Source organism: Lachnoanaerobaculum sp. Marseille-Q4761, from assembly GCF_017565785.1.
Lineage (GTDB): Bacteria > Bacillota > Clostridia > Lachnospirales > Lachnospiraceae > Lachnoanaerobaculum.
Genome location: NZ_JAGEKB010000001.1, coordinates 1,304,296 through 1,323,496, shown reverse-complemented (window position 1 = coordinate 1,323,496; position 19,201 = coordinate 1,304,296). Strand labels below are relative to the sequence as shown.

Sequence of the window (19,201 nt, the reverse complement as noted above, 5' to 3'; positions counted from 1 at the left end):
TTATTACACCTCAATTTCTGCAATTATTTCATCAATTGCTTTTCTTAAAGCTTCTTCACGAGCAACGATTTCTTTGATTTCTGCATTAAGTTTTACTATATCAATCTTTTCTCTTGTATCTTCAGCCTCTACATAAGTAGAAACAGAAAGGTTATATTCATTTCCTGAAACTTCTTCATATGTAGCAAGATGTGAAAAATGCTTGATTTCATCTCTTTTTGTAAAGCAGTCCACAATCTTATTTATATTTTCCTGAGTGAGTTTATTATTATTTGTAACCTTAACACACTCATTTGTAGCATCTATAAATAAAGTTTTACTGTCAGCTTTTCCCTTCTTTAAAACCATAATACAGGTTGCAATAGATGTACCGAAGAAAAGATTTGACGGAAGTTGTATTATGCAATCAACATAGTTATTATCTATCAGATACTTTCTGATTTTTTGCTCGGCACCACCACGATACATTATACCCGGGAAACATACAATAGCGGCAGTTCCATTTGATGCAAGCCATGAAAGACTATGCATAATGAATGCCAAATCAGCTTTGCTCTTAGGTGCAAGCACTCCCGCAGGTGCAAATCTGGGATCGTTTATAAGTAACGGATTTTCATCTCCTGCCCACTTTATTGAATATGGCGGATTTGAAACAATAAGTTCAAAAGGCTCATCATCCCAGTGTGCAGGTGCTGTGAGAGTATCTTCACATGCAATGCTGAACTTATCAAAGCCTATATCATGCAAGAACATATTTATACGGCAAAGGTTATAGGTTGTTATATTGATTTCCTGTCCAAAGAATCCGTTACGAACTTTATCTCTTCCAAGTACTTTCTCAGCCTTCAAAAGCAACGAACCCGATCCGCAGGCAGGGTCATATACCTTGTTAATTTCAGTCTTTCCAACTGTACCAAGCCTTGTAAGCAACTCTGAAACATCTGCAGGTGTAAAGAATTCTCCTCCCGACTTACCTGCATTTGACGCATACATTGTCATAAGGTATTCATAGGCATCTCCAAAGGCATCAATATCATGATTTTTTACATCTCCAAGATTCATACCGGCAACACCGTCAAGAAGCTTGCAAAGCTTTTCATTTCTCTTTGCTACTGTTGAACCAAGCTTATTGCTGTTCACATCAAAGTCATCAAAAAGACCTGCAAAGTCAGATTCAGATTCACTGCCCTTTGCTGATTCTTCAATATGTCGAAACACTTTCTCAAGAGTTTCATTCAAATTTTCATCACCTTTAGCTTTTGCCCTTACATTACAAAACAACTCTGAAGGCAGAATAAAGAATCCTTTTTCTTCAACCAGACTCTGTCTTGCTTCTTCTGCTTCAGTATCATTCATCATTGAGTAATCAAAGTCCGGATTCCCAGCCTCTATTTCACCTTTATTGATATAATCTGTTATATTTTCAGATATATATCTATAGAACATAGTGCCCAGTACATAATTTTTAAAATCCCAACCGTCTACCGCACCTCTAAGTTCATCCGCTATTGCCCATATTGCACGATGAAGCTCATCTCGTTCCTGCTCTTTCTTATTATCTATAGCCATTACTATCTCCTGTATTAACCTCTCCACTTATAAAGTAACTCAAATTTCTCACACCAATAAGTTATATTGAACCTTGAAAATTCTATTTTAAACAAATAAAAAGGTATAATTTTATAATATTTACATTGTACCACAAAACTATTCATATTCATAAAAAAGGTGAGTTGTCATCCAACTCACCAAATCAACGTTATAAAATGTTTGTAGTTTATAAACTAACCTTTACCTCTTTAACTTTACTATAAACCACCTTATAAGAAGTCCAAGAGCAACCCAAACTCCTATATTTATAACTATTGCCACAATATCCCAAAACAACTGCATATCCATAACAAATCCTCCTCATTCCACACACAAAACTTTTACGAAGCTTTTATTTAATTTTATTGTACATCTTATAAATCAGTTGTCAATAGCTGTGTCTTATTTGTAGGTTTTATGCTATCTATATGTGTTTTCAAACCATCTATATGTAATGACAAATCGTCTTTAACCTTTTCTCCAAGTGAATCTAAAATAAAGTCTATACCCTCTCTTCTTGCTAATTTTGATGCAGGTACAAAGTCACTGTCTCCTGATATTAATACAATTTGATCAACCTGTTTTTTGTAAGCTAATGATGCAATATCCAACCCGATTTTCATATCCACGCCTTTTTGATCGATAAATATCGAAAAATCATTTTCAGTCAAATCTTCTATAGTTTTCTTGCCATTTATAAGCATTTTAACCGTATCTTTTTTTAGATTATAATGTGCTAAAGCATCCGATAATGTTCCCATTCTTAATGCAACTTTTCTCTTCTTACTTAATTCATCAAAAAATTCATTAGCCCACTTATATATATCTGTTTTTCCCAAATCTATAGTACTCCGTAAAAGTGGATGATAAATTTTTTTAGATGATGGGGGACAATCATAATAAAAAATCCTGTAGAGCTCATGTTCAAAAAAATCTTTTTTATTTTTCTTCTCCCAAAGATGCCTTTTACAGTAAGAATATAATTCTTCCGCTCTTTCTTTTGCTGTGATATCTCCGGCAATGGCGAATGCACGCTTACGATAAAATCCACCATCTACTAATATCGCTGTCCTCATATATCCCTCCTCTAAAATAAAAAATCTCTAGGCTCGGCTGACTCCTGATATTGGAGAACTTACTGCTAGAGATTAATATCAATAGGTATATACACAATTTGTGTACATATTCATACTACTACAATAAATAATAATTGTCAATCATTCAAAATGCTCTATATTTTATAATTTACACTGTTTTACAAAACTATACTAAAACCAATTCTTCCTCTTTATGGACTATCTCATCAGGTACAGCCCATCCAAGTGCCCTTCTCTTTTCAATAATATCCGCCACTATTTTCTCACCGAGTGAATCAGGATTTGTATCCACCACCATCACAGAACCCAGCAATTCTTTGGTTCCCTCTTTTAAGAACTCTATTACATTCTTTGAACCGTGAATTTGAGCCTCCACACAGTGATATGAATTGATTCCCATAAGTCTGAAGCCAAGCGCGGCATCTATTCCCTTTTCATTGCTCCACTCGGGAGAAGTAAATGCAAAAGGCATTTCAAATAAAGCCTTGCCTGCCTCACCCGCTACTCCTGACAATATACCGCTTGATCTTGTATTATCAATACATTCTCCAACATGCCATACCGGCGGAAGATCTCCAAGAAATTCCCTTAATCCCTCACCTGCATAATCCTGACCTGAAATATTGCAATATCCCATCTTCATAAGCGGAAATGATGCACAACCGTTTGTAAGAATCAAAATATTATTTCTTAATAATGCATTGGCTACATCAATAATACATTTTTCATAAACCACCTTCGGATTATTACATCCCACCAGATTTACAATACCCAGTATCTTACCTTCCTTTAGTGCTTCATACAGAGGTCTCATTGAGCCATAGTGCTTATGTACATATTCAGGTGAAAATCCCACCTCAGCATCCACCTCATATGGTGGAATATATACAGGTATACCCTGTCTGTCTTTGAAGCTTTCAATTCCCCTGAGTATTATTTTTTCCGCAAGCTCTCTTGTTTCTCCTATGTTTGAATGATGATGGTCATATTCAAATCTTTCCGCTCCCGGAAGCCTTGCAGACTCACTGGTTGTAATAACTGTGGTTCTAAAGCAATTTGCCACCTCCATTATAGCCGGGAATACATCTTGTACATCCGCAATCCAAAGATCAAGTGCACCTGTTCCAAGCACCAGCTCGGCAGATACCGCATTTGAAAGAGGAATAACTCCGGCATATCGATACATTGCAGAAAGCCCCGAACAGCAGATTCCATAGAATCTTATACCCTTTGCACCTGCTTTTTTAGCCAAATCTATATACTTCTCTTCCTGTCCTACCTTTACTATCTCGCTGACTAAAGTAGGAAGATGTCCATGTACCGCAATATTTACATAGCCCTTTTTCAGTGCCCCTATGTTTACCTTTGAAGTCACCCTGTCACCTACTCCAAAAAGCCCGTCTGTAGCTATGGCTGTGCTTACCACACCTGAATATGTAAATGCAAGACCGCATCGCAGAAACTGCTGCATAACACTCTTCCAATCACCATCTGTACCCACACCTGTTTTATGATAAGCTTCAAAGACCTCATGATAGGCACTTATCGGCAAAATATCCAACTTTTCCCAGGTATTTTTTCTTTCTTCCAAACCCAGTGCCTCAATTATTTTATACTCTCCCGGCACTGTACGGCTCATATCATCTAAAAGTATATCTGCAAGCTCTGAGGCAATCTTTTTAATACTTCTTCTCTCTGTCTTTATTCCAAAAGCCTTTGCAACATCCTTTATCTTTTGCTGTCCTAAAATAGGCAAATCAAGTTTTCCTTCAGCCGCCCATTTTAAAGACAATATAACCTCACGCCCATGCATACCATGCTGTGCAACACCTGCAGCGGCGGAACGAAGTAAATTTCTTGCAACTATCAAGTCAGCATCGGCACCACAAATTCCTTTAGGACTTTTTGAAGTGATCTTACATGGTCCCATATTACAGATTTTACAGCAAATACCCGCCATACCGAAACTACATTGTGGCTGCTGTTTGTCAAATCTGTCAAAGGTGGTATCAAATCCAAGCTGATTCTGTCGTAAAATCATTTCTTTTACAGCCGGATCCGGAGTGTTTTCAAGTACCTCATCCTTTGACGGAAAAGTTTTTCTATATTCTGAAACCGCATTCATGTAATCTCTTATAAATGCCTTATCATCCCCATCCTCTTCATGATCCGATTTTAAAGTAATTGTTGGTATACCATGTTCATCAAAGCCTATTAAATTTCTATGGCTATGGATATGATCTACTCCATGCTCATCATGATGATGTTCATGACTATGTTCATGACTGTGTTTATGGCTATGTTCATGATTATGTTCTTTCTTTCCCATGAGACTTCCTTCCTGCTTTTAAAACAAAACTTGATGACCTATTTACCTATTAGTTTAGTATGTTAAAATGTTTTTTGATTATAAAATAATTTTTGATTTATGTCAAGCAGGAAATATGCACTCTTTTATAAACAAAAAATCGCTGTAAACTCCATTAAGAGTTTATAGCGATTTTTATTTTAAAGATTATCTAATATTTTAATATCTAATGTAATCAGTCTTCCTTGGCAAGCTCAGCCTTTAGCTTCTCTGTAAGTGCAGGAACTATCTTATTCAAATCACCTATAATACCGTAATCCGCAACACTGAAAATAGGTGCATTCTCATCTTTATTTATAGCGATAATGATATCACTTTCTTCCATACCTGCAAGATGCTGTATTGCACCTGAGATACCTATTGCAAAGTATAGATGCGGACGGACTGTTTTACCGGTCTGTCCTACCTGAATATCCTTAGGCATCCAGCCTGCATCCACTACAGCTCTTGAACAGCTTACAGTACCGTGAAGTACATCTGCCAAATCCTTAAGTATCTTGAAGTTCTCGGTTGAACCTACACCTCTACCTCCGGATACCAATATCTTTGCAGCCATGATATCTTCTGTAGTCTTGGCATTCTTTACAATCTCCAAAATCTCCACATATTTATCATTTTCTGTCAGCTTTGCATCAAAGTCTATTATCTGTGCCTTTGCTCCCGCAACTCTCTCCTTCTTTTGCATAACACCCGGACGAACTGTTGCCATCTGCGGTCTGTTCTCAGGACATGCAATAGTTGCAATGGTATTTCCACCAAATGCAGGCCTGGTCATAAGAAGCTGATTATGTTTTTGCTCTCTTCCTGCAATAGCTACCAATGGATAATCTCCTATTTCAAGCTGTGTACAGTCTGCCGTAAGTCCTGTTCCAACTCTTGCTGAAACTCTTGGACCAAGATCTCTTCCTATAGCTGTAGCTCCGATAATAAATATCTCAGGCTTAAACTCATTTATAACTGCTGCAAGCGCCTGTGTATATGGCTCTGTACGATACTCTTTTAATTTGGAATCATCTACTACTATTATTTTGTCCGCACCATGTTCAGCGAGTTCATCAACCAAACCTTTTATATCAGATCCCAAAAGCACTGCTGTTACTTCTGTATTAAGGTCAGCAGCCAAATCCTTACCTTTTCCAATAAGTTCAAGGGAAATACTGCTCAATTTGCCGTCTACCTGTTGGGCAAATGTAAACACTCCCCTGTATTCCTCTGTATTCTGTCTCATAAACGACTCCTTTTTAGATGATATGTGTTTCTTTTAACTTGCCTATGATGTAATCAACAGATTCTGATGCACCAAGGTTTACCTGCTCTCCCGCACCCTTTCTTACCTTATCGGATGCTTTTGCAATCTGTGTCGGTGAACCCTTCAATCCGATATTTGAATCGTCTACATCCACAAGATCGGCTCTTGAAAGTACGCATACTTCCTTCTCATAAGCATCAAAAATACCGCCCGGAGTCATATATCTCGGCTCATTAAGCTCTGAAAGGGCTGTAATAAGTACAGGCATCTTTGCTTTTAAAACATGATATCTATCATCAAACTGGCGCTCCACTATCACACTGTCGCCTTCAATTTCTATCTTTTGTGCATAGCTGATAACAGGTATATCAAGATGTTCTGAAATCTGAGGTCCGACCTGTGCAGTATCACCGTCAATAGCCTGACGACCTGTAATTATAAGATCATATTCCAGTTTTCTTAATGCTCCCGCAATGGTCTGTGATGTAGCCCAGGTATCTGCTCCTCCAAGTACTCTGTCTGTAATAAGTACCGCCTTATCAGCTCCCATTGCCATAGCTTCTCTAAGTACTTCATCAGCCTTTGGAAGTCCCATAGTAACTACTGTAACTTCCGCACCGTATTTATCCTTAATTCTGAGCGCCGCCTCAAGTCCCGCCTTATCATCGGGATTCATAATTGTGAGCATGGCTCCTCTGTTTAATGTGCCGTCAGGGTTAAAAACAACGCCGCCCTTGGTATCCGGCACTTGTTTAATACAAACAACTATCTTCATGACATCCTCCATTCGTAATAGCACTATTATTTAAGCAATGAACCGGCAATTACCATTCTTTGTACTTCACTTGTACCCTCGTACACTTCTGTAATCTTAGCATCACGCATCATTCTCTCAATTTCATACTCTCTTGTATATCCATATCCACCATGAAGCTGAACCGCCTTGGTGGTAACTTCCATAGCTACCTCCGCCGCAAACAACTTTGCCATTGCAGCTTCTTCTGAATATGTCTTCTGTGTAGCTTTAGCCATTGCAGCTCTATATACAAGCATCTGTGCCGCTTTTACTTTGGTTGCCATATTTGCCAACTCAAACTGAGTATTCTGGAAAGCTCCGATTGATCTTCCAAACTGCTTTCTTTCTTTTACATATGCAATAGTTCTCTCAAGTGCACCCTCTGCAATACCGAGTGCCTGTGCGGCAATACCTATACGACCGCCGTCAAGAGTATGCATTGCAATACCGAAACCCTTACCTGCAGGACCTAACATATTTTCCTTCGGTACTCTGCAATCGGTAAAAATAAGTTCGTATGTGGATGAGCCTCTGATACCCATCTTCTTTTCCTTGGTTCCAAAGCCGAATCCCGGTGTATCCTTTTCAACTATAAATGCCGAGAAAATCTTTTTCTGTCTGCCCTTTGCATCCACCTTTATCTCTGTACATGCTATTACAACATATATATCAGCCTCTTTACCGTTTGTAATAAAGATTTTTGAGCCGTTTAACACATAATCATCACCGTCAAGTACCGCCTTTGTAACAGCACCCTGTGCATCAGTACCGGCATTAGGCTCTGTGAGTGCAAAAGCTCCGAGCTTTTCACCCTTTGCCAGGGGAATGAGATACTTTTCCTTTTGAGCCGGTGTACCATACATAGCAATAGGATCGGCACAAAGGGATGTATGAGCTGAGACGATAACGCCTGTTGTAGCACAAACCTTTGATATCTCTTCTACACACATAACATATGCCAACGGATCGGCACCCTGACCTCCAAATTCCTTTGCTACAGGAATACCAAGGAAACCGTATTTTGCCATCTTCCTTACAGTTTCTCTTGGAAATACTTCTGTTTCATCCACCTCTACTGCAAGAGGTTTTACTTCCTTTTCGGCAAACTCCCTAAATAGGGTTCTTGCCATCTCATGTTTCTTGTCTAAAGTAAAATCCATGAATCATACCCTACTTGAATAAATCCAAGTGCAAACATAAATGGTGAAAGTCTTTGTTTGCGTTATCCTTTCTTAGTTTTCTTTCACCTATATAGTAAATACAAACCCGCCTTTTGTATCTATATCGTATTAATCCCCCTTCTTACATCCTGGTGTAAAAAGGGGGATATATATTTTACTTATAAGAGAATATTCCTTCTCCTGTTTTCTTACCAAGCTTACCTGCCGCTACAAGCTCTTTTAACTTCGGAGCAGGTAAATACTTATCATCCCCTGTCTCATTGTGAATAACTTCCATAATAGCCAGACAAATATCAAGACCGATAAGATCCGCCAAGTGAAGTGGTCCCATAGGATGTGCACATCCAAGAATCATCGCTGTATCTACGCCCTCAGCATCTGCTGTTCCTGCAGCCCATACATTGATAGCTTCATTGATCATCGGAACAAGTATACGATTTACTACAAATCCCGGTGCTTCCTTAACCTGTACAGGTGTTTTTCCGATATCTTCAGATATCTTTTTAATCTTCTCAACCAAATCGGCAGGTGTCTTTTCTCCGCCTATTACCTCAACAAGCTTCATTCTGTCAGCAGGATTGAAAAAATGCATTCCTACTACAGGTCTGTCAAGTGCTTCACCGATTCTTGTAATGGAAAGTGATGATGTATTTGAAGCAAAGATACAATCCTTAGGAACAATGTTTTGAAGTTCTTTAAAAATCTGCTGCTTAACTTCCATCTTCTCTAATGCTACTTCAACTATTAAATCACAGTCGCTGCAAATATCGCTAAGGCCTACTTTTATCTTTGAAATAATTGCATCTCCGGCTTCCTTTGTTATCTTCTCTTTTCCTACAAGGAAATTGATATTCTTTTGGATCTTTGCAAAGCCTGCCTGCGCAAACTCTTCCTTAATATCGCAAAGTCTTACTTCATATCCGTCTGTCATTGCAAAAGCCTGAGCAATGCCTGAACCCATTGTACCTGCACCAATAATACCAACTTTCATCTTCTTATCCTTTCTGAAACAAAAATGTTTTGTAAATAATTTTAAAACCGTACTGAAAATTTATATCTGCCAAATTCTTATGAATTGGTAAAATTCTTCTCTTTTCTCTTTTCAAGGAAAGCATTCATTCCCTCTATCTGATCATGTGTCTCAAAGCAGCTTCCAAACAGCTTCTCTTCTATGACAATAGCGTCATCCATCTTGGCATCCAGTCCGTCATTGATAGCCTTTTTACATGCACGAACAGCAATAGGAGCATTCTGTGCTATGGTATTTGCCATCTTCCTTGCTGCAACCATAAGCTCTTCCTGTGTATATACGGCATTTACAAGTCCGATTCTTAACGCCTCATCCGCTTTTATGGTTTTGGCTGTGTAAATAAGTTGCTTTGCCATACCTACACCTACTATTCTCGCCAGTCTTTGTGTTCCGCCAAATCCCGGTGTGATACCAAGCCCAACCTCAGGCTGACCAAACATTGCATTGTCTGAGCATATGCGAATATCACAGCTCATTGCTATCTCACATCCGCCACCAAGTGCAAATCCGTTTACAGCCGCAATTACCGGTATAGGGAAGGTTTCAATCTTACGGAAAACATCATTTCCCTTTTTTCCGAAGGCTTCACCCTCTACAGGACTTAGTTTACTCATCTCACCTATGTCCGCACCTGCCACAAAAGACTTCTCTCCCGAACCTGTCAAAATAACCGCTCTGACAGAATTTACATCAATACCGTCAAAGCAGGCATCCAGTTCAGCCAGCACTTCAGAGTTCAAAGCATTAAGCGCCTTCGGTCTATCAATGGTAATAATACCTACAGCACCTTCTGTATCAAACCTTACAAAACCCATAAAACACCTCCTCGTCAATACTTCATGTCCGTTTTTTGACATGTCAATCCATATGATAAAAATATAACATATATATATCCGACAATCAATCAGTTTTTTTGACTAATCATTATATCTATTTTGCATAAGCATATTCCAATATAAAAAATAGCTGTATGCAAAAAACATGTAATTTTATATATTATATTTAGTAAAATTATTTTCATATATTTTTTAGCAGTCTCAAAAGATTAAACAACTGTTTCCTATAGTATTTTTGACATATACGGACTTCTATCTATTATAACACTTTGTTTAAATAATATATATATAAATATTTATAGTTTTTTTTATAGCAATTTTCAATAGTATAGGGGTGGATAATTGATTTGACTTATGTTATGCTATATATGATACATATATATGACAATACAAGGCGGAAATGTTTACTCTATTGGTATTGTCTAATTTTATAGAAGATATGAGGTATGAGAATATGAAAGAAGTAGTTATCGTTAGTGCTGCAAGAACAGCTATTGGTAGCTTTGGCGGTTCATTGGCAGGTGTGAGTGCAGTAGATCTGGGTGTGACAGCAGCAAAGGGCGCTATCGAGCGTGCAGGTATTGATGCTTCTCTTATTGATGAAGCCATCATCGGAAATGTGCTTAGTGCAGGTCTTGGACAGAATATAGCTCGTCAGGTCATACTTGGTGCAGGTCTTCCAAACACCACCCCTGCATTTTCAATAAATAAAGTTTGCGGTTCAGGTCTAAGAACTATTGAATTGGCAGCTCAAATAATCAAAGCCGGTGATGCTGATATCATCCTGGCAGGCGGTACCGAGAGTATGTCAAATGCTCCATATGTTGTTAAAGGAGCAAGATTCGGCGTAAAGATGGGCAATCAGACCTTTATAGATGAAATGATCACAGACGGTCTTTGGGATGCTTTCAATAACTATCACATGGGCGTAACAGCGGAGAATATAGCGGAGCAAAAGGGTATCAGCAGAGAGGATCAGGATGTATTTTCTGTTGAAAGCCAAAGAAGAGCTCAAGTTGCCATAGAAACCGGCAGACTTAAGGATGAGATAGTTCCTGTACTGATTCCACAAAGAAAGGGTGATCCTAAGGTATTTGATACAGATGAATACCCTAAGTTTAATACTGCAATAGAAAATCTTGCCAAACTTAAACCCGCTTTCAAAAAAGACGGTACAGTAACTGCAGGTAATGCATCAGGTATCAATGACGGCGCCGCTATGTTTATTATCGCATCCAAGGAAAAAGCACTGGAACTAAAACTCCCTATCATGGCTACTATAAAGGGCTATGCTTCAGGCGGTGTGGATCCTAATGTAATGGGACTTGGAGTAATACCTGCATCAAGAAAAGCAATGGAAAAAGCAGGTATTACCGTTGATGATTTGGACCTTGTAGAGGCAAATGAAGCTTTTGCTGCACAGGCTCTTGCAGTATGCAGGGAACTTGGATTTAAGAGCGAAATCACAAATGTAAACGGTGGTGCAATAGCACTTGGACATCCTATCGGAGCATCGGGTGCAAGAATACTTACCACTTTACTCTTTGAGATGGAAAAAAGAAATGTTAAATGCGGTCTTGCTTCACTCTGTATAGGTGGTGGAATGGGTACGGCAATTGTTGTAGAAAGGGAGACAAAATGAAAATAGTTTCAATCAAAGATGCTATTGCAGGTATCAATGATGGCGCTACTATCATGGTAGGTGGATTTTTAGCATGTGGTACACCTGAGCCGATTATTGATGCATTAGTTGAAAAAGGCGTAAAGGATTTAACACTTATTTGTAATGACACCGGTACTCCTACCACAGGTATAGGAAAACTGGTTGTCAACAATCAGGTAAAGAAAGTTATTGCAACACATATCGGTACAAACCCCGTGACCGGACAGAAAATGCAGGATGGCAGTATGGAGGTGGAGCTTGTTCCTCAGGGAACTCTTGCAGAGAGAATCCGTTCAGGAGGTGCAGGACTTGGCGGCGTACTTACACCTACCGGAGTCGGCACTGAGGTTGCCGAGGGTAAGCAGGTACTCAATATAGACGGTAAGGATTATCTTTTGGAGAAACCTTTGAGAGCCGACTTTGCTCTTATAGGAGCTACCATAGCCGATGAAAAAGGAAATCTTTATTTTACAGCTACAACCAAAAACTTTAATACTGTTATGGCTACTGCTGCCGATGTTGTTATTGCCGGTGCGGAGCTTATTGTTCCTGTAGGTGATATTCAGCCTGAGAAAGTCGCAGTACCTGCCATATTTGTAGATTATCTTGTAGGAGGTGAGTCATAATGTCAAAAGAAAAGATTGCTAGACGAGTTGCAAGCGAATTACATGATGGTGATGTAGTAAACTTAGGTATCGGACTTCCTACTATGGTGGCGGATTATGTTCCTGAGGGAATAGAAATTACACTTCAATCAGAGAACGGAATACTCGGTATGGGAGCTTTAGCTTCTCCGGAAACAGCCAATAAGCATCTGATAAATGCAGGAGGTCAGAATGTCACAGTACTTCCCGGTGCCGCATATTTTGACAGTGCTTTCTCATTTGCGATTATCCGCGGCGGACATGTTGATATGACTGTTTTAGGTGCATTGCAGGTGGATGCACATGGAAATCTTGCAAGCCATATAGTTCCCGGAAAGATGGTTCCGGGTATGGGCGGTGCCATGGATCTTGTTACAGGTTCTAAGAAGGTTGTTATCGCTATGACACATACCGCAAAAGACGGTGCTCCAAAGATTTTAAAGGATATCACCCTACCTGCTACAGCAATTCATGCCGTTGATGAGATTGTTACTGAATTGGCTGTAATCAAGGTTACAGATGATGGTCTATTACTTACAGAGGTAGCTGAAGGTGTAAGCGTAGATGATGTTATTGCAAAGACGGAAGCAACTTTAAAGGTTGCAGATGATTTGAAGACATTCTAAATATTTACCGTTTTATATCAAAACAGGGATATTATAAATTTGAAACTTACTTTTTAATTAAGGCAAAAGTAATATAATCATCTGATTTATATTGCTTTTGCCTATTATTTGGTATTTTTGTGTGATATATATAATATATTTGTATGTTTTCATTGTTTTTGCCACTGGAAAGTATAGTCCAATCTTGATATAATGTTAGTGTTAATAATTAAACAATTTGCAAAAGGAGGCAGATAAATGTTTAAAAAATTTACAAACGCATGCGTAAATATAGTTCAAAAATTTTTGCCTGATGCATTTATTTTTTGTATCATACTTACCATATTGGTATTTATAGCAGCAATGCCTGTAAGTAAAATGAACCCGTTTGAAATAGCCAATGCTTGGGGCGAGAGTATGTGGTCATTACTCGGATTCTCAATGCAGATGGCTTTGGTACTTGTTCTCGGTACGGCACTTGCTACCGCACCGCTGGTAAAGAGGGCTATAAATGCGGCTGCAGGAGTTCCTAAATCTCCTACATCGGCAATTATTTTTATTACCGTTGTTTCAATGATTGCCTGCTGGCTTAACTGGGGATTCGGACTTGTAGTCGGTGCCATACTTGCAAAGGAAATCGCAAAAAAAGTAAAAGGCGTTGACTACAGACTTCTTATCGCATCGGCTTATTCAGGTTTCGTAATCTGGCATGCAGGTTTCTCAGGTTCCATACCTCTTCAGCTTGCATCATACAGTGAAGCTATAGGTACACAAACGGCAGGTGCTGTAACAGAATCAATACCTACTTCACAGACAATATTCTCAGCTTGGAATCTTATAATTGTAATAGCTATAATTGTAGTTATAGCATTTGTAAACGCTCAGATGCATCCCGCTCCTGAGGATACCGTTACTGTAGATCCTAAGCTGCTGGCAGAAACCGAAGCTGCCAAGGTTACGGATAAAACAATGACACCTGCTGAATGGCTTGAGAGCTTTCCTCTGCTTTCAATACTAGTTGCAATACTTGCCATAGTTTATTTGATATACACATATATGACCAAGGGAAGTATCACTCTGTCACTTAATATAGTAAATTTGATTTTCCTTACACTTGGAATTATATTCCACGGAACACCTATAGGCTATGTAAACGCTATTACAGATGCCGCTAAAAGTGCAGGCGGTATTATATTGCAGTTCCCATTCTATGCAGGTATTATGGGTATTATGACCGCTACAGGTCCTACAGGACAATCTCTTGCAGGTGCTATAAGTGATTTCTTTGTAAATATCTCAAATCAAACCACTTTCCCATTGTTCACCTTCCTCTCAGCAGGTATTGTAAACTTCTTCGTACCTTCAGGCGGCGGTCAGTGGGCTGTGCAGGCTCCTATAGTAATGCCTGCAGGAAACGCTCTTGGAGTCTCTCCGGCAGTATCCGCCATGGCTATTGCATGGGGTGATGCATGGACAAATATGCTCCAACCTTTCTGGGCTTTACCGGCTCTCGGTATTGCAGGACTTGGTGCCAGAGATATTATGGGATATTGTGCCATAGTACTTATAGTTACAGGAATTATCATAGGATGCGGTTTCCTATTCCTTGTACCTTTCCTGGCATAATACAAGCTTTATTTTAATATAGCTCTTTATAATAATTTAGCAATTTAAAATAAAAATGGATGCAGCCTGTTTTACACAGGAAGGCATCCATTTTTAAATTTATTTTTTATTATACAGCCGACCTATATTACTGTCTTATGATAATATATATAGTATAAATTACATAAATCAACACCATGGCAAAACCTTCTTTTTTAGATATCTCACCATCATTTTTAGCCAGGATATATACCATCAATGTGGCAAATAATAAAAATAATGTATCATATACAGCCACGGCAGCAGCTCCTATAGGATTCAGCACAGAAGAAAATGCCAGTATAAATATTATATTAAAGATATTTGAACCTATAACATTTCCAAGTGCCAGACCGTTTTCTCCCTTGCTTGATGCCACAATACTTGTTACAAGCTCCGGTAGAGAAGTACCTATAGCAACTATGGTCAAGCCTACCAAAGTTTCACTCATTCCGAACATTATAGCTATCTCGGAAGCGGATTCAACCACCTTATCTCCTCCAAATACTACTAAAGCAAGTCCGCCGGCAATATAAACAATGGCTAAAGGCATGGATATTTTCTTTTTATTCTCCTCTTCTTTAACCTTCTCTTTTAATGCTGTTTTTACAGTATATATCATATATATAACGAAAATCAGCAAAAATATCGCTCCTTCTATTCTGCCTATGCCACCTGTAAACAATATAAATCCAAGCATTATTACAGTAATGGCTATATTTACAAGATAATCAAACTTCAAAAGCATTCTGTCTACAGGCATTGCATTTATTATTCCGCAAATACCCACAACTGCCAAAAGGTTGAAAACATTTGAACCTATTACATTATTTAAGGCTATTGCGTTGCTTCCTTTCAGCGCCGCATCAATACTTACCGCAGCCTCCGGTGCACTGGTTCCGAAAGCCACTATTGTAAGCCCTATTACAACTGAAGGCACATTCAACTTTCTTGCCACCCCTGAGGCTCCTTCCACAAAAAAATTCGCTCCTCCGACAAGACATACAAAGCCCAATATAAGCCATATATATACCATATATTTATTCCTTTACAAAATTTATTTTTAAACACAGACATAATATCTGTATATTCAAAAAAAGTCAACAAAAGTATGCCATAATACTAATATTTTTTTATTAGACAAATCCCATAAATCCATATTTTATCATACAGTTACTATTTAAAAAGCTATTTCATATTCCTTTAAAAGTATTTAAGAAAAACATCAACACAAATATCATATTATCTGCTATACTATTTGAATATAGAGAATACTCTGTTTGTCATCTACATTCTATATTTATCTATCGTAGATTCCACACGACTCAGGGCATTCAATTTATCTAAGGAAGGTAGACATGAAAAAGAGAAGTAGAAAAAGACAAAAAAATATTTTTGTCCCCATTGTAGTTTTAATTTTTTGCTGTGTTTTCACAGCAATGGTTGCCTATGGTTGGCAATCTCGTAAAAAAAATGTTAAAGTAGCCAATTCATCAAGTACTGCAAACGAGACGGTAGAATCCGCTCAAGGCGAAACTTCCGGTGAAAGTGAAACACAAGCCGTATCTGAAAGTGAAACAGATACAACTGCTGAAACAACCACTGCGGCGCCTGAAACCACCCCTTCACCTGATGACAAAATCGTTTATCTTACATTTGATGACGGTCCGTGGGTAGGCACTCCAAGGCTCCTTGACATACTGGATCAATACAATATTAAAGCATGCTTTTTCGTTACGGCACAATATATGGAAAATGATGCACTTGTGGATATGTTAAAACAGATTAAGGACAGAGGTCATAATATAGCAGTCCACAGTTTAACCCATGACTATAAGAAGATATACGCTTCTGTAGACGCTTTCCTTGCAGATTATGATGCCATGGATGATATAATACTTAAAGCCACCGGCGAGAGAACAAAGCTTCTTCGTTTCCCCGGCGGAAGTAATACCGGCTATAATAAAGCTATCAGAACCGAGCTTTTACAAGCTGTAAGAGATAGAGGTATTATATATTTTGACTGGAACTCCTTTGACGGTGATGTTGAGGGAAAAAGAGGTCAGGCACTTATTGATCAAACCATACAGCAGGTAAATGCCAACAAGCATTCCACATTGCTGATGCATGATATGCCGTCTACAGCATTTGTACATGATGCATTGCCTACAATCATAGAGCAGTTAAAAGCGGACGGTTACAGATTTGAACTTCTTGGAATGGATACTCCTCCAAAACAGTTTGCAAAATAATTGATATTTATATAAAGGTCTTAATGTTCTGAGAATTAGATTTTCAGGACTTTAAGACCTTTTGATTTATACTAAGTTTTGTCTTTCAATCTATTTACTTATAACATAAAAAGAGAGAAAACCGAATCGATTTTCTCTCCTATCCCTTTTGCAAATGTATTAATTATATTTCCCCTATATAAAAGGGGCGACATTATAAAGATTGTGATTTTATCTTTGTTATCTTTTGTAATCAATCATTTCTGTATACTAATTTATCTGTCGTGTTCTGTTTATTTGATTTGATCTACTATTATTGGTTTTGGCTTGCCTGTCTTTCAGCTCTTCTTGCCAAAATCTCATCAATCTTTTGCTGGGCTTCCTTTGCATCGCCCTCTACGATATAAAGCTCAGGATATCTTATTCCATGTGCTCTTGCCTCGCTGTCATTGTGCATAAAAATATCAATAGTTCTTCCCTTGATATTTCCGCCTGTATCTTCTACAACATAGATAGTGTCGCTGTTTCCAATACGCACTCTTGTACCTCTTGGAAGTACGGACCAGTCAGCTGCTATAGTCTTACCTACTACAGGTCTTGTACCTGCTCTTGTTATATTGGAAGGATCACAATCCAATGAGTAAGCATATGCTTTAAACTTACCTATGGAACGCCCTCTTGCCGACTCTCTAAGAGCAGCAATCTCCGCATCCTCCTTCGCTACAAGTTCAGCCTCCTGCTGTTGTTTATATGAGTCGAGTGTTGTTTCGTACTGATCCGCATTAAGACCAAATGCAGGACCGGTAACATTATCCACCTCAGTCTGTGTGGCAGCATGAGAACTTCCTGCAATCAATGCAGAAAAAACGAATGCAACCAGTGTAATCTTCTTTATCTTGTTTATCATTTTCTTCCTTTCTTGCAAAGAACGAATCCTTTTGTTCGTCGGGATAAATTTATTATATTACATAAATGTTAAATGTCAATAAGAAAATGTTGCAATCTCTTTGCGAACTGCTATTTTCTACTTTTCACCTGCATTTTTTAGTTTGATTTGCATAAAAAAAGACATATTATAATGCTTTTATTATACATTATAATATGTCTTTTACTTTACTCAGTATAAAACTTTGTTAAATATTTTTGATATAATTATTGTTTACATTTATATTAAAAATATCTTATCAAGCCTTTGAAGCTATCTTAAAGAGTTCCACTACCTTTTCTATAGGAACCAACAATCCTCCACCCGATGCGGCTATCTTATCATCATAGGTATATGAAGGCACAGCCTGAATCTCCAGAGTCTGCCAAACCTCCGTATTGGAATCCTCAACTTTCTTTGCATTTCTATTCTCATTCAGCAGTGCAATAATATCTTCTCTCTTTGCACCCGCCTCCTGTCCAAGGTCAGCCAATAAATCTACATCATCTATTCTTTTCTGATTTTCAAAATGAGCCTCAAAAACCAAATTATTGTACTTTTTAATATCAAAGCCGTTCTCTGCTATATAAAAACCCACCTGTGCCGCCAAATCCGAATGTACTCCGGCAGGTTCAGGTCTTGGATGAGCCTCACAGGGAGACCAATCTATCTCTACATTTTTATAATCCGGTAAAATATCTTGAAGTTCTCTCAAACCCTTGTAACAATATGGACAGGTGTAATCATAAAATACTTTAATCTTTTTTGACATAAACATCCTTTCTAATATGCAAAACAAATATCAAAACATATAATAATTTTATACATTGTAACATCCGTTTCATATTATAAAATATATTGTATTATTTATTATAACATATTCATATTATTAACGCTATATTTTACAAATTTTATTTGTTTTAAATAATTTTTAATATCTTGATTTTCTTTTTAAAACACAATATCCGGCATCCGATACCGCCTTTGAAAGTTTTTCAATATCCGGCGGACTCTTAAGTAATACTGTTGCCTGATTATCTTCAAGACTTACACTCGCCCATGTACCCTCAAGTGAATTCAATGCATTCTCCACATTCCTTACGCAATTCCCACAGCTCATGCCGTCAATTGCAAGCTTTGCTTCATATGGATAATGTGACTTATCTCTATCCTTTACTTTTACAGATTTTGTGGCTTCTTCATGTTCAGGACAGCAATCCCCACCCTTCTTTAGCTTTTTGATATAATTTACAAGTCCAAAAATCGCTATTACCGCTATAATCATTGTTATAATTATACTTACTGTATTCATAAACCCTCCAAGTTATCTTCTACTAACTAA

General features: G+C 38.1%; 17 protein-coding genes. 5 read left to right on the top strand and 12 right to left on the bottom strand.

Features of this window, described 5'->3' with window-relative positions; translation table 11 throughout:
* Nucleotides 1-3: 3 nt before the first annotated feature.
* The 8 genes from J4O15_RS06110 to J4O15_RS06075 form a co-directional block, all read right to left on the bottom strand.
* Nucleotides 4-1,569, bottom strand: coding sequence for a type I restriction-modification system subunit M (locus tag J4O15_RS06110; RefSeq protein ID WP_208100065.1), 1,566 nt, complete (start codon nucleotides 1,567-1,569; stop codon nucleotides 4-6).
* A gap of 395 nt (nucleotides 1,570-1,964) precedes the next feature.
* Entirely contained in the window at nucleotides 1,965-2,666 is a 702-nt protein-coding gene (locus J4O15_RS06105) for an NYN domain-containing protein (protein WP_208100064.1), read from the bottom strand.
* A 187-nt stretch (nucleotides 2,667-2,853) separates the two neighbouring features.
* The gene (gene cooS, locus J4O15_RS06100) at nucleotides 2,854-5,016 is read right to left on the bottom strand and encodes an anaerobic carbon-monoxide dehydrogenase catalytic subunit (RefSeq protein WP_208100063.1); all 2,163 of its coding nucleotides are present in this window, start codon (nucleotides 5,014-5,016) and stop codon (nucleotides 2,854-2,856) included.
* Between the two features lie 214 nt (nucleotides 5,017-5,230).
* Entirely contained in the window at nucleotides 5,231-6,283 is a 1,053-nt protein-coding gene (locus J4O15_RS06095) for an electron transfer flavoprotein subunit alpha/FixB family protein (protein WP_208100062.1), read from the bottom strand.
* A 13-nt stretch (nucleotides 6,284-6,296) separates the two neighbouring features.
* Nucleotides 6,297-7,079, bottom strand: coding sequence for an electron transfer flavoprotein subunit beta/FixA family protein (locus tag J4O15_RS06090; RefSeq protein ID WP_208100061.1), 783 nt, complete (start codon nucleotides 7,077-7,079; stop codon nucleotides 6,297-6,299).
* Between the two features lie 26 nt (nucleotides 7,080-7,105).
* The gene (locus J4O15_RS06085) at nucleotides 7,106-8,260 is read right to left on the bottom strand and encodes an acyl-CoA dehydrogenase (protein ID WP_009220437.1); all 1,155 of its coding nucleotides are present in this window, start codon (nucleotides 8,258-8,260) and stop codon (nucleotides 7,106-7,108) included.
* 175 nt (nucleotides 8,261-8,435) lie between these two features.
* Entirely contained in the window at nucleotides 8,436-9,272 is an 837-nt protein-coding gene (locus J4O15_RS06080; RefSeq protein ID WP_009220436.1) for a 3-hydroxyacyl-CoA dehydrogenase family protein, read from the bottom strand.
* A 77-nt stretch (nucleotides 9,273-9,349) separates the two neighbouring features.
* Complete coding sequence (locus J4O15_RS06075; protein ID WP_208100060.1) at nucleotides 9,350-10,126, bottom strand: enoyl-CoA hydratase-related protein; 777 nt, start codon at nucleotides 10,124-10,126, stop codon at nucleotides 9,350-9,352.
* A 475-nt stretch (nucleotides 10,127-10,601) separates the two neighbouring features.
* Between J4O15_RS06075 and J4O15_RS06070 the strand changes: the two genes are divergently transcribed.
* The 4 genes from J4O15_RS06070 (at nucleotide 10,602) to J4O15_RS06055 (ending at nucleotide 14,685) form a co-directional block, all read left to right on the top strand.
* A complete protein-coding gene (locus tag J4O15_RS06070) occupies nucleotides 10,602-11,789 on the top strand; it encodes an acetyl-CoA C-acetyltransferase (RefSeq protein ID WP_208100276.1) in 1,188 nt (395 codons plus the stop codon).
* Entirely contained in the window at nucleotides 11,786-12,436 is a 651-nt protein-coding gene (locus J4O15_RS06065) for a CoA transferase subunit A (protein WP_208100059.1), read from the top strand. Before J4O15_RS06070 ends, J4O15_RS06065 begins: the two co-directional genes overlap by 4 nt.
* A complete protein-coding gene (locus tag J4O15_RS06060) occupies nucleotides 12,436-13,080 on the top strand; it encodes a 3-oxoacid CoA-transferase subunit B (protein ID WP_243761966.1) in 645 nt (214 codons plus the stop codon). The genes J4O15_RS06065 and J4O15_RS06060 overlap by 1 nt, the downstream gene beginning before the upstream one ends.
* A 237-nt stretch (nucleotides 13,081-13,317) precedes the next feature.
* Nucleotides 13,318-14,685, top strand: a complete 1,368-nt coding sequence (locus J4O15_RS06055) for a short-chain fatty acid transporter (RefSeq protein ID WP_009220431.1) — start codon at nucleotides 13,318-13,320, stop codon at nucleotides 14,683-14,685.
* A 127-nt stretch (nucleotides 14,686-14,812) separates the two neighbouring features.
* On the opposite strand, the gene J4O15_RS06050 is transcribed toward J4O15_RS06055, so the two are convergent.
* Complete coding sequence (locus J4O15_RS06050; protein WP_208100058.1) at nucleotides 14,813-15,739, bottom strand: calcium/sodium antiporter; 927 nt, start codon at nucleotides 15,737-15,739, stop codon at nucleotides 14,813-14,815.
* 322 nt (nucleotides 15,740-16,061) lie between these two features.
* On the opposite strand from J4O15_RS06050, the gene J4O15_RS06045 reads away from it, so the two are divergent.
* Nucleotides 16,062-16,955 (top strand): polysaccharide deacetylase family protein, encoded by an 894-nt coding sequence (locus tag J4O15_RS06045; protein WP_208100057.1) that lies wholly within the window; start codon nucleotides 16,062-16,064, stop codon nucleotides 16,953-16,955.
* A 292-nt stretch (nucleotides 16,956-17,247) separates the two neighbouring features.
* Here the strand turns inward: J4O15_RS06045 and J4O15_RS06040 are convergent, their stop codons facing one another.
* The 3 genes from J4O15_RS06040 to J4O15_RS06030 form a co-directional block, all read right to left on the bottom strand.
* Entirely contained in the window at nucleotides 17,248-17,841 is a 594-nt protein-coding gene (locus tag J4O15_RS06040) for a 3D domain-containing protein (protein WP_208100056.1), read from the bottom strand.
* A 277-nt stretch (nucleotides 17,842-18,118) separates the two neighbouring features.
* A complete protein-coding gene (locus J4O15_RS06035) occupies nucleotides 18,119-18,631 on the bottom strand; it encodes a DsbA family oxidoreductase (protein ID WP_208100055.1) in 513 nt (170 codons plus the stop codon).
* 159 nt (nucleotides 18,632-18,790) lie between these two features.
* On the bottom strand, nucleotides 18,791-19,171 hold the full coding sequence (locus J4O15_RS06030) for a heavy-metal-associated domain-containing protein (RefSeq protein WP_009220426.1): 381 nt from the start codon (nucleotides 19,169-19,171) through the stop codon (nucleotides 18,791-18,793).
* Nucleotides 19,172-19,201 lie beyond the last annotated feature (30 nt).

Bases quoted from the DNA above. Each gene is read 5' to 3' on its own strand.
- J4O15_RS06110 (WP_208100065.1), bottom strand. From the start codon at position 1,569: ATGGCTATAGATAATAAGAAAGAGCAGGAACGAGATGAGCTTCATCGT.
- J4O15_RS06105 (WP_208100064.1), bottom strand. From the start codon at position 2,666: ATGAGGACAGCGATATTAGTAGATGGTGGATTTTATCGTAAGCGTGCA.
- cooS (WP_208100063.1), bottom strand. From the start codon at position 5,016: ATGGGAAAGAAAGAACATAATCATGAACATAGCCATAAACACAGTCAT.
- J4O15_RS06095 (WP_208100062.1), bottom strand. From the start codon at position 6,283: ATGAGACAGAATACAGAGGAATACAGGGGAGTGTTTACATTTGCCCAA.
- J4O15_RS06090 (WP_208100061.1), bottom strand. From the start codon at position 7,079: ATGAAGATAGTTGTTTGTATTAAACAAGTGCCGGATACCAAGGGCGGC.
- J4O15_RS06085 (WP_009220437.1), bottom strand. From the start codon at position 8,260: ATGGATTTTACTTTAGACAAGAAACATGAGATGGCAAGAACCCTATTT.
- J4O15_RS06080 (WP_009220436.1), bottom strand. From the start codon at position 9,272: ATGAAAGTTGGTATTATTGGTGCAGGTACAATGGGTTCAGGCATTGCT.
- J4O15_RS06075 (WP_208100060.1), bottom strand. From the start codon at position 10,126: ATGGGTTTTGTAAGGTTTGATACAGAAGGTGCTGTAGGTATTATTACC.
- J4O15_RS06070 (WP_208100276.1), top strand. From the start codon at position 10,602: ATGAAAGAAGTAGTTATCGTTAGTGCTGCAAGAACAGCTATTGGTAGC.
- J4O15_RS06065 (WP_208100059.1), top strand. From the start codon at position 11,786: ATGAAAATAGTTTCAATCAAAGATGCTATTGCAGGTATCAATGATGGC.
- J4O15_RS06060 (WP_243761966.1), top strand. From the start codon at position 12,436: ATGTCAAAAGAAAAGATTGCTAGACGAGTTGCAAGCGAATTACATGAT.
- J4O15_RS06055 (WP_009220431.1), top strand. From the start codon at position 13,318: ATGTTTAAAAAATTTACAAACGCATGCGTAAATATAGTTCAAAAATTT.
- J4O15_RS06050 (WP_208100058.1), bottom strand. From the start codon at position 15,739: ATGGTATATATATGGCTTATATTGGGCTTTGTATGTCTTGTCGGAGGA.
- J4O15_RS06045 (WP_208100057.1), top strand. From the start codon at position 16,062: ATGAAAAAGAGAAGTAGAAAAAGACAAAAAAATATTTTTGTCCCCATT.
- J4O15_RS06040 (WP_208100056.1), bottom strand. From the start codon at position 17,841: ATGATAAACAAGATAAAGAAGATTACACTGGTTGCATTCGTTTTTTCT.
- J4O15_RS06035 (WP_208100055.1), bottom strand. From the start codon at position 18,631: ATGTCAAAAAAGATTAAAGTATTTTATGATTACACCTGTCCATATTGT.
- J4O15_RS06030 (WP_009220426.1), bottom strand. From the start codon at position 19,171: ATGAATACAGTAAGTATAATTATAACAATGATTATAGCGGTAATAGCG.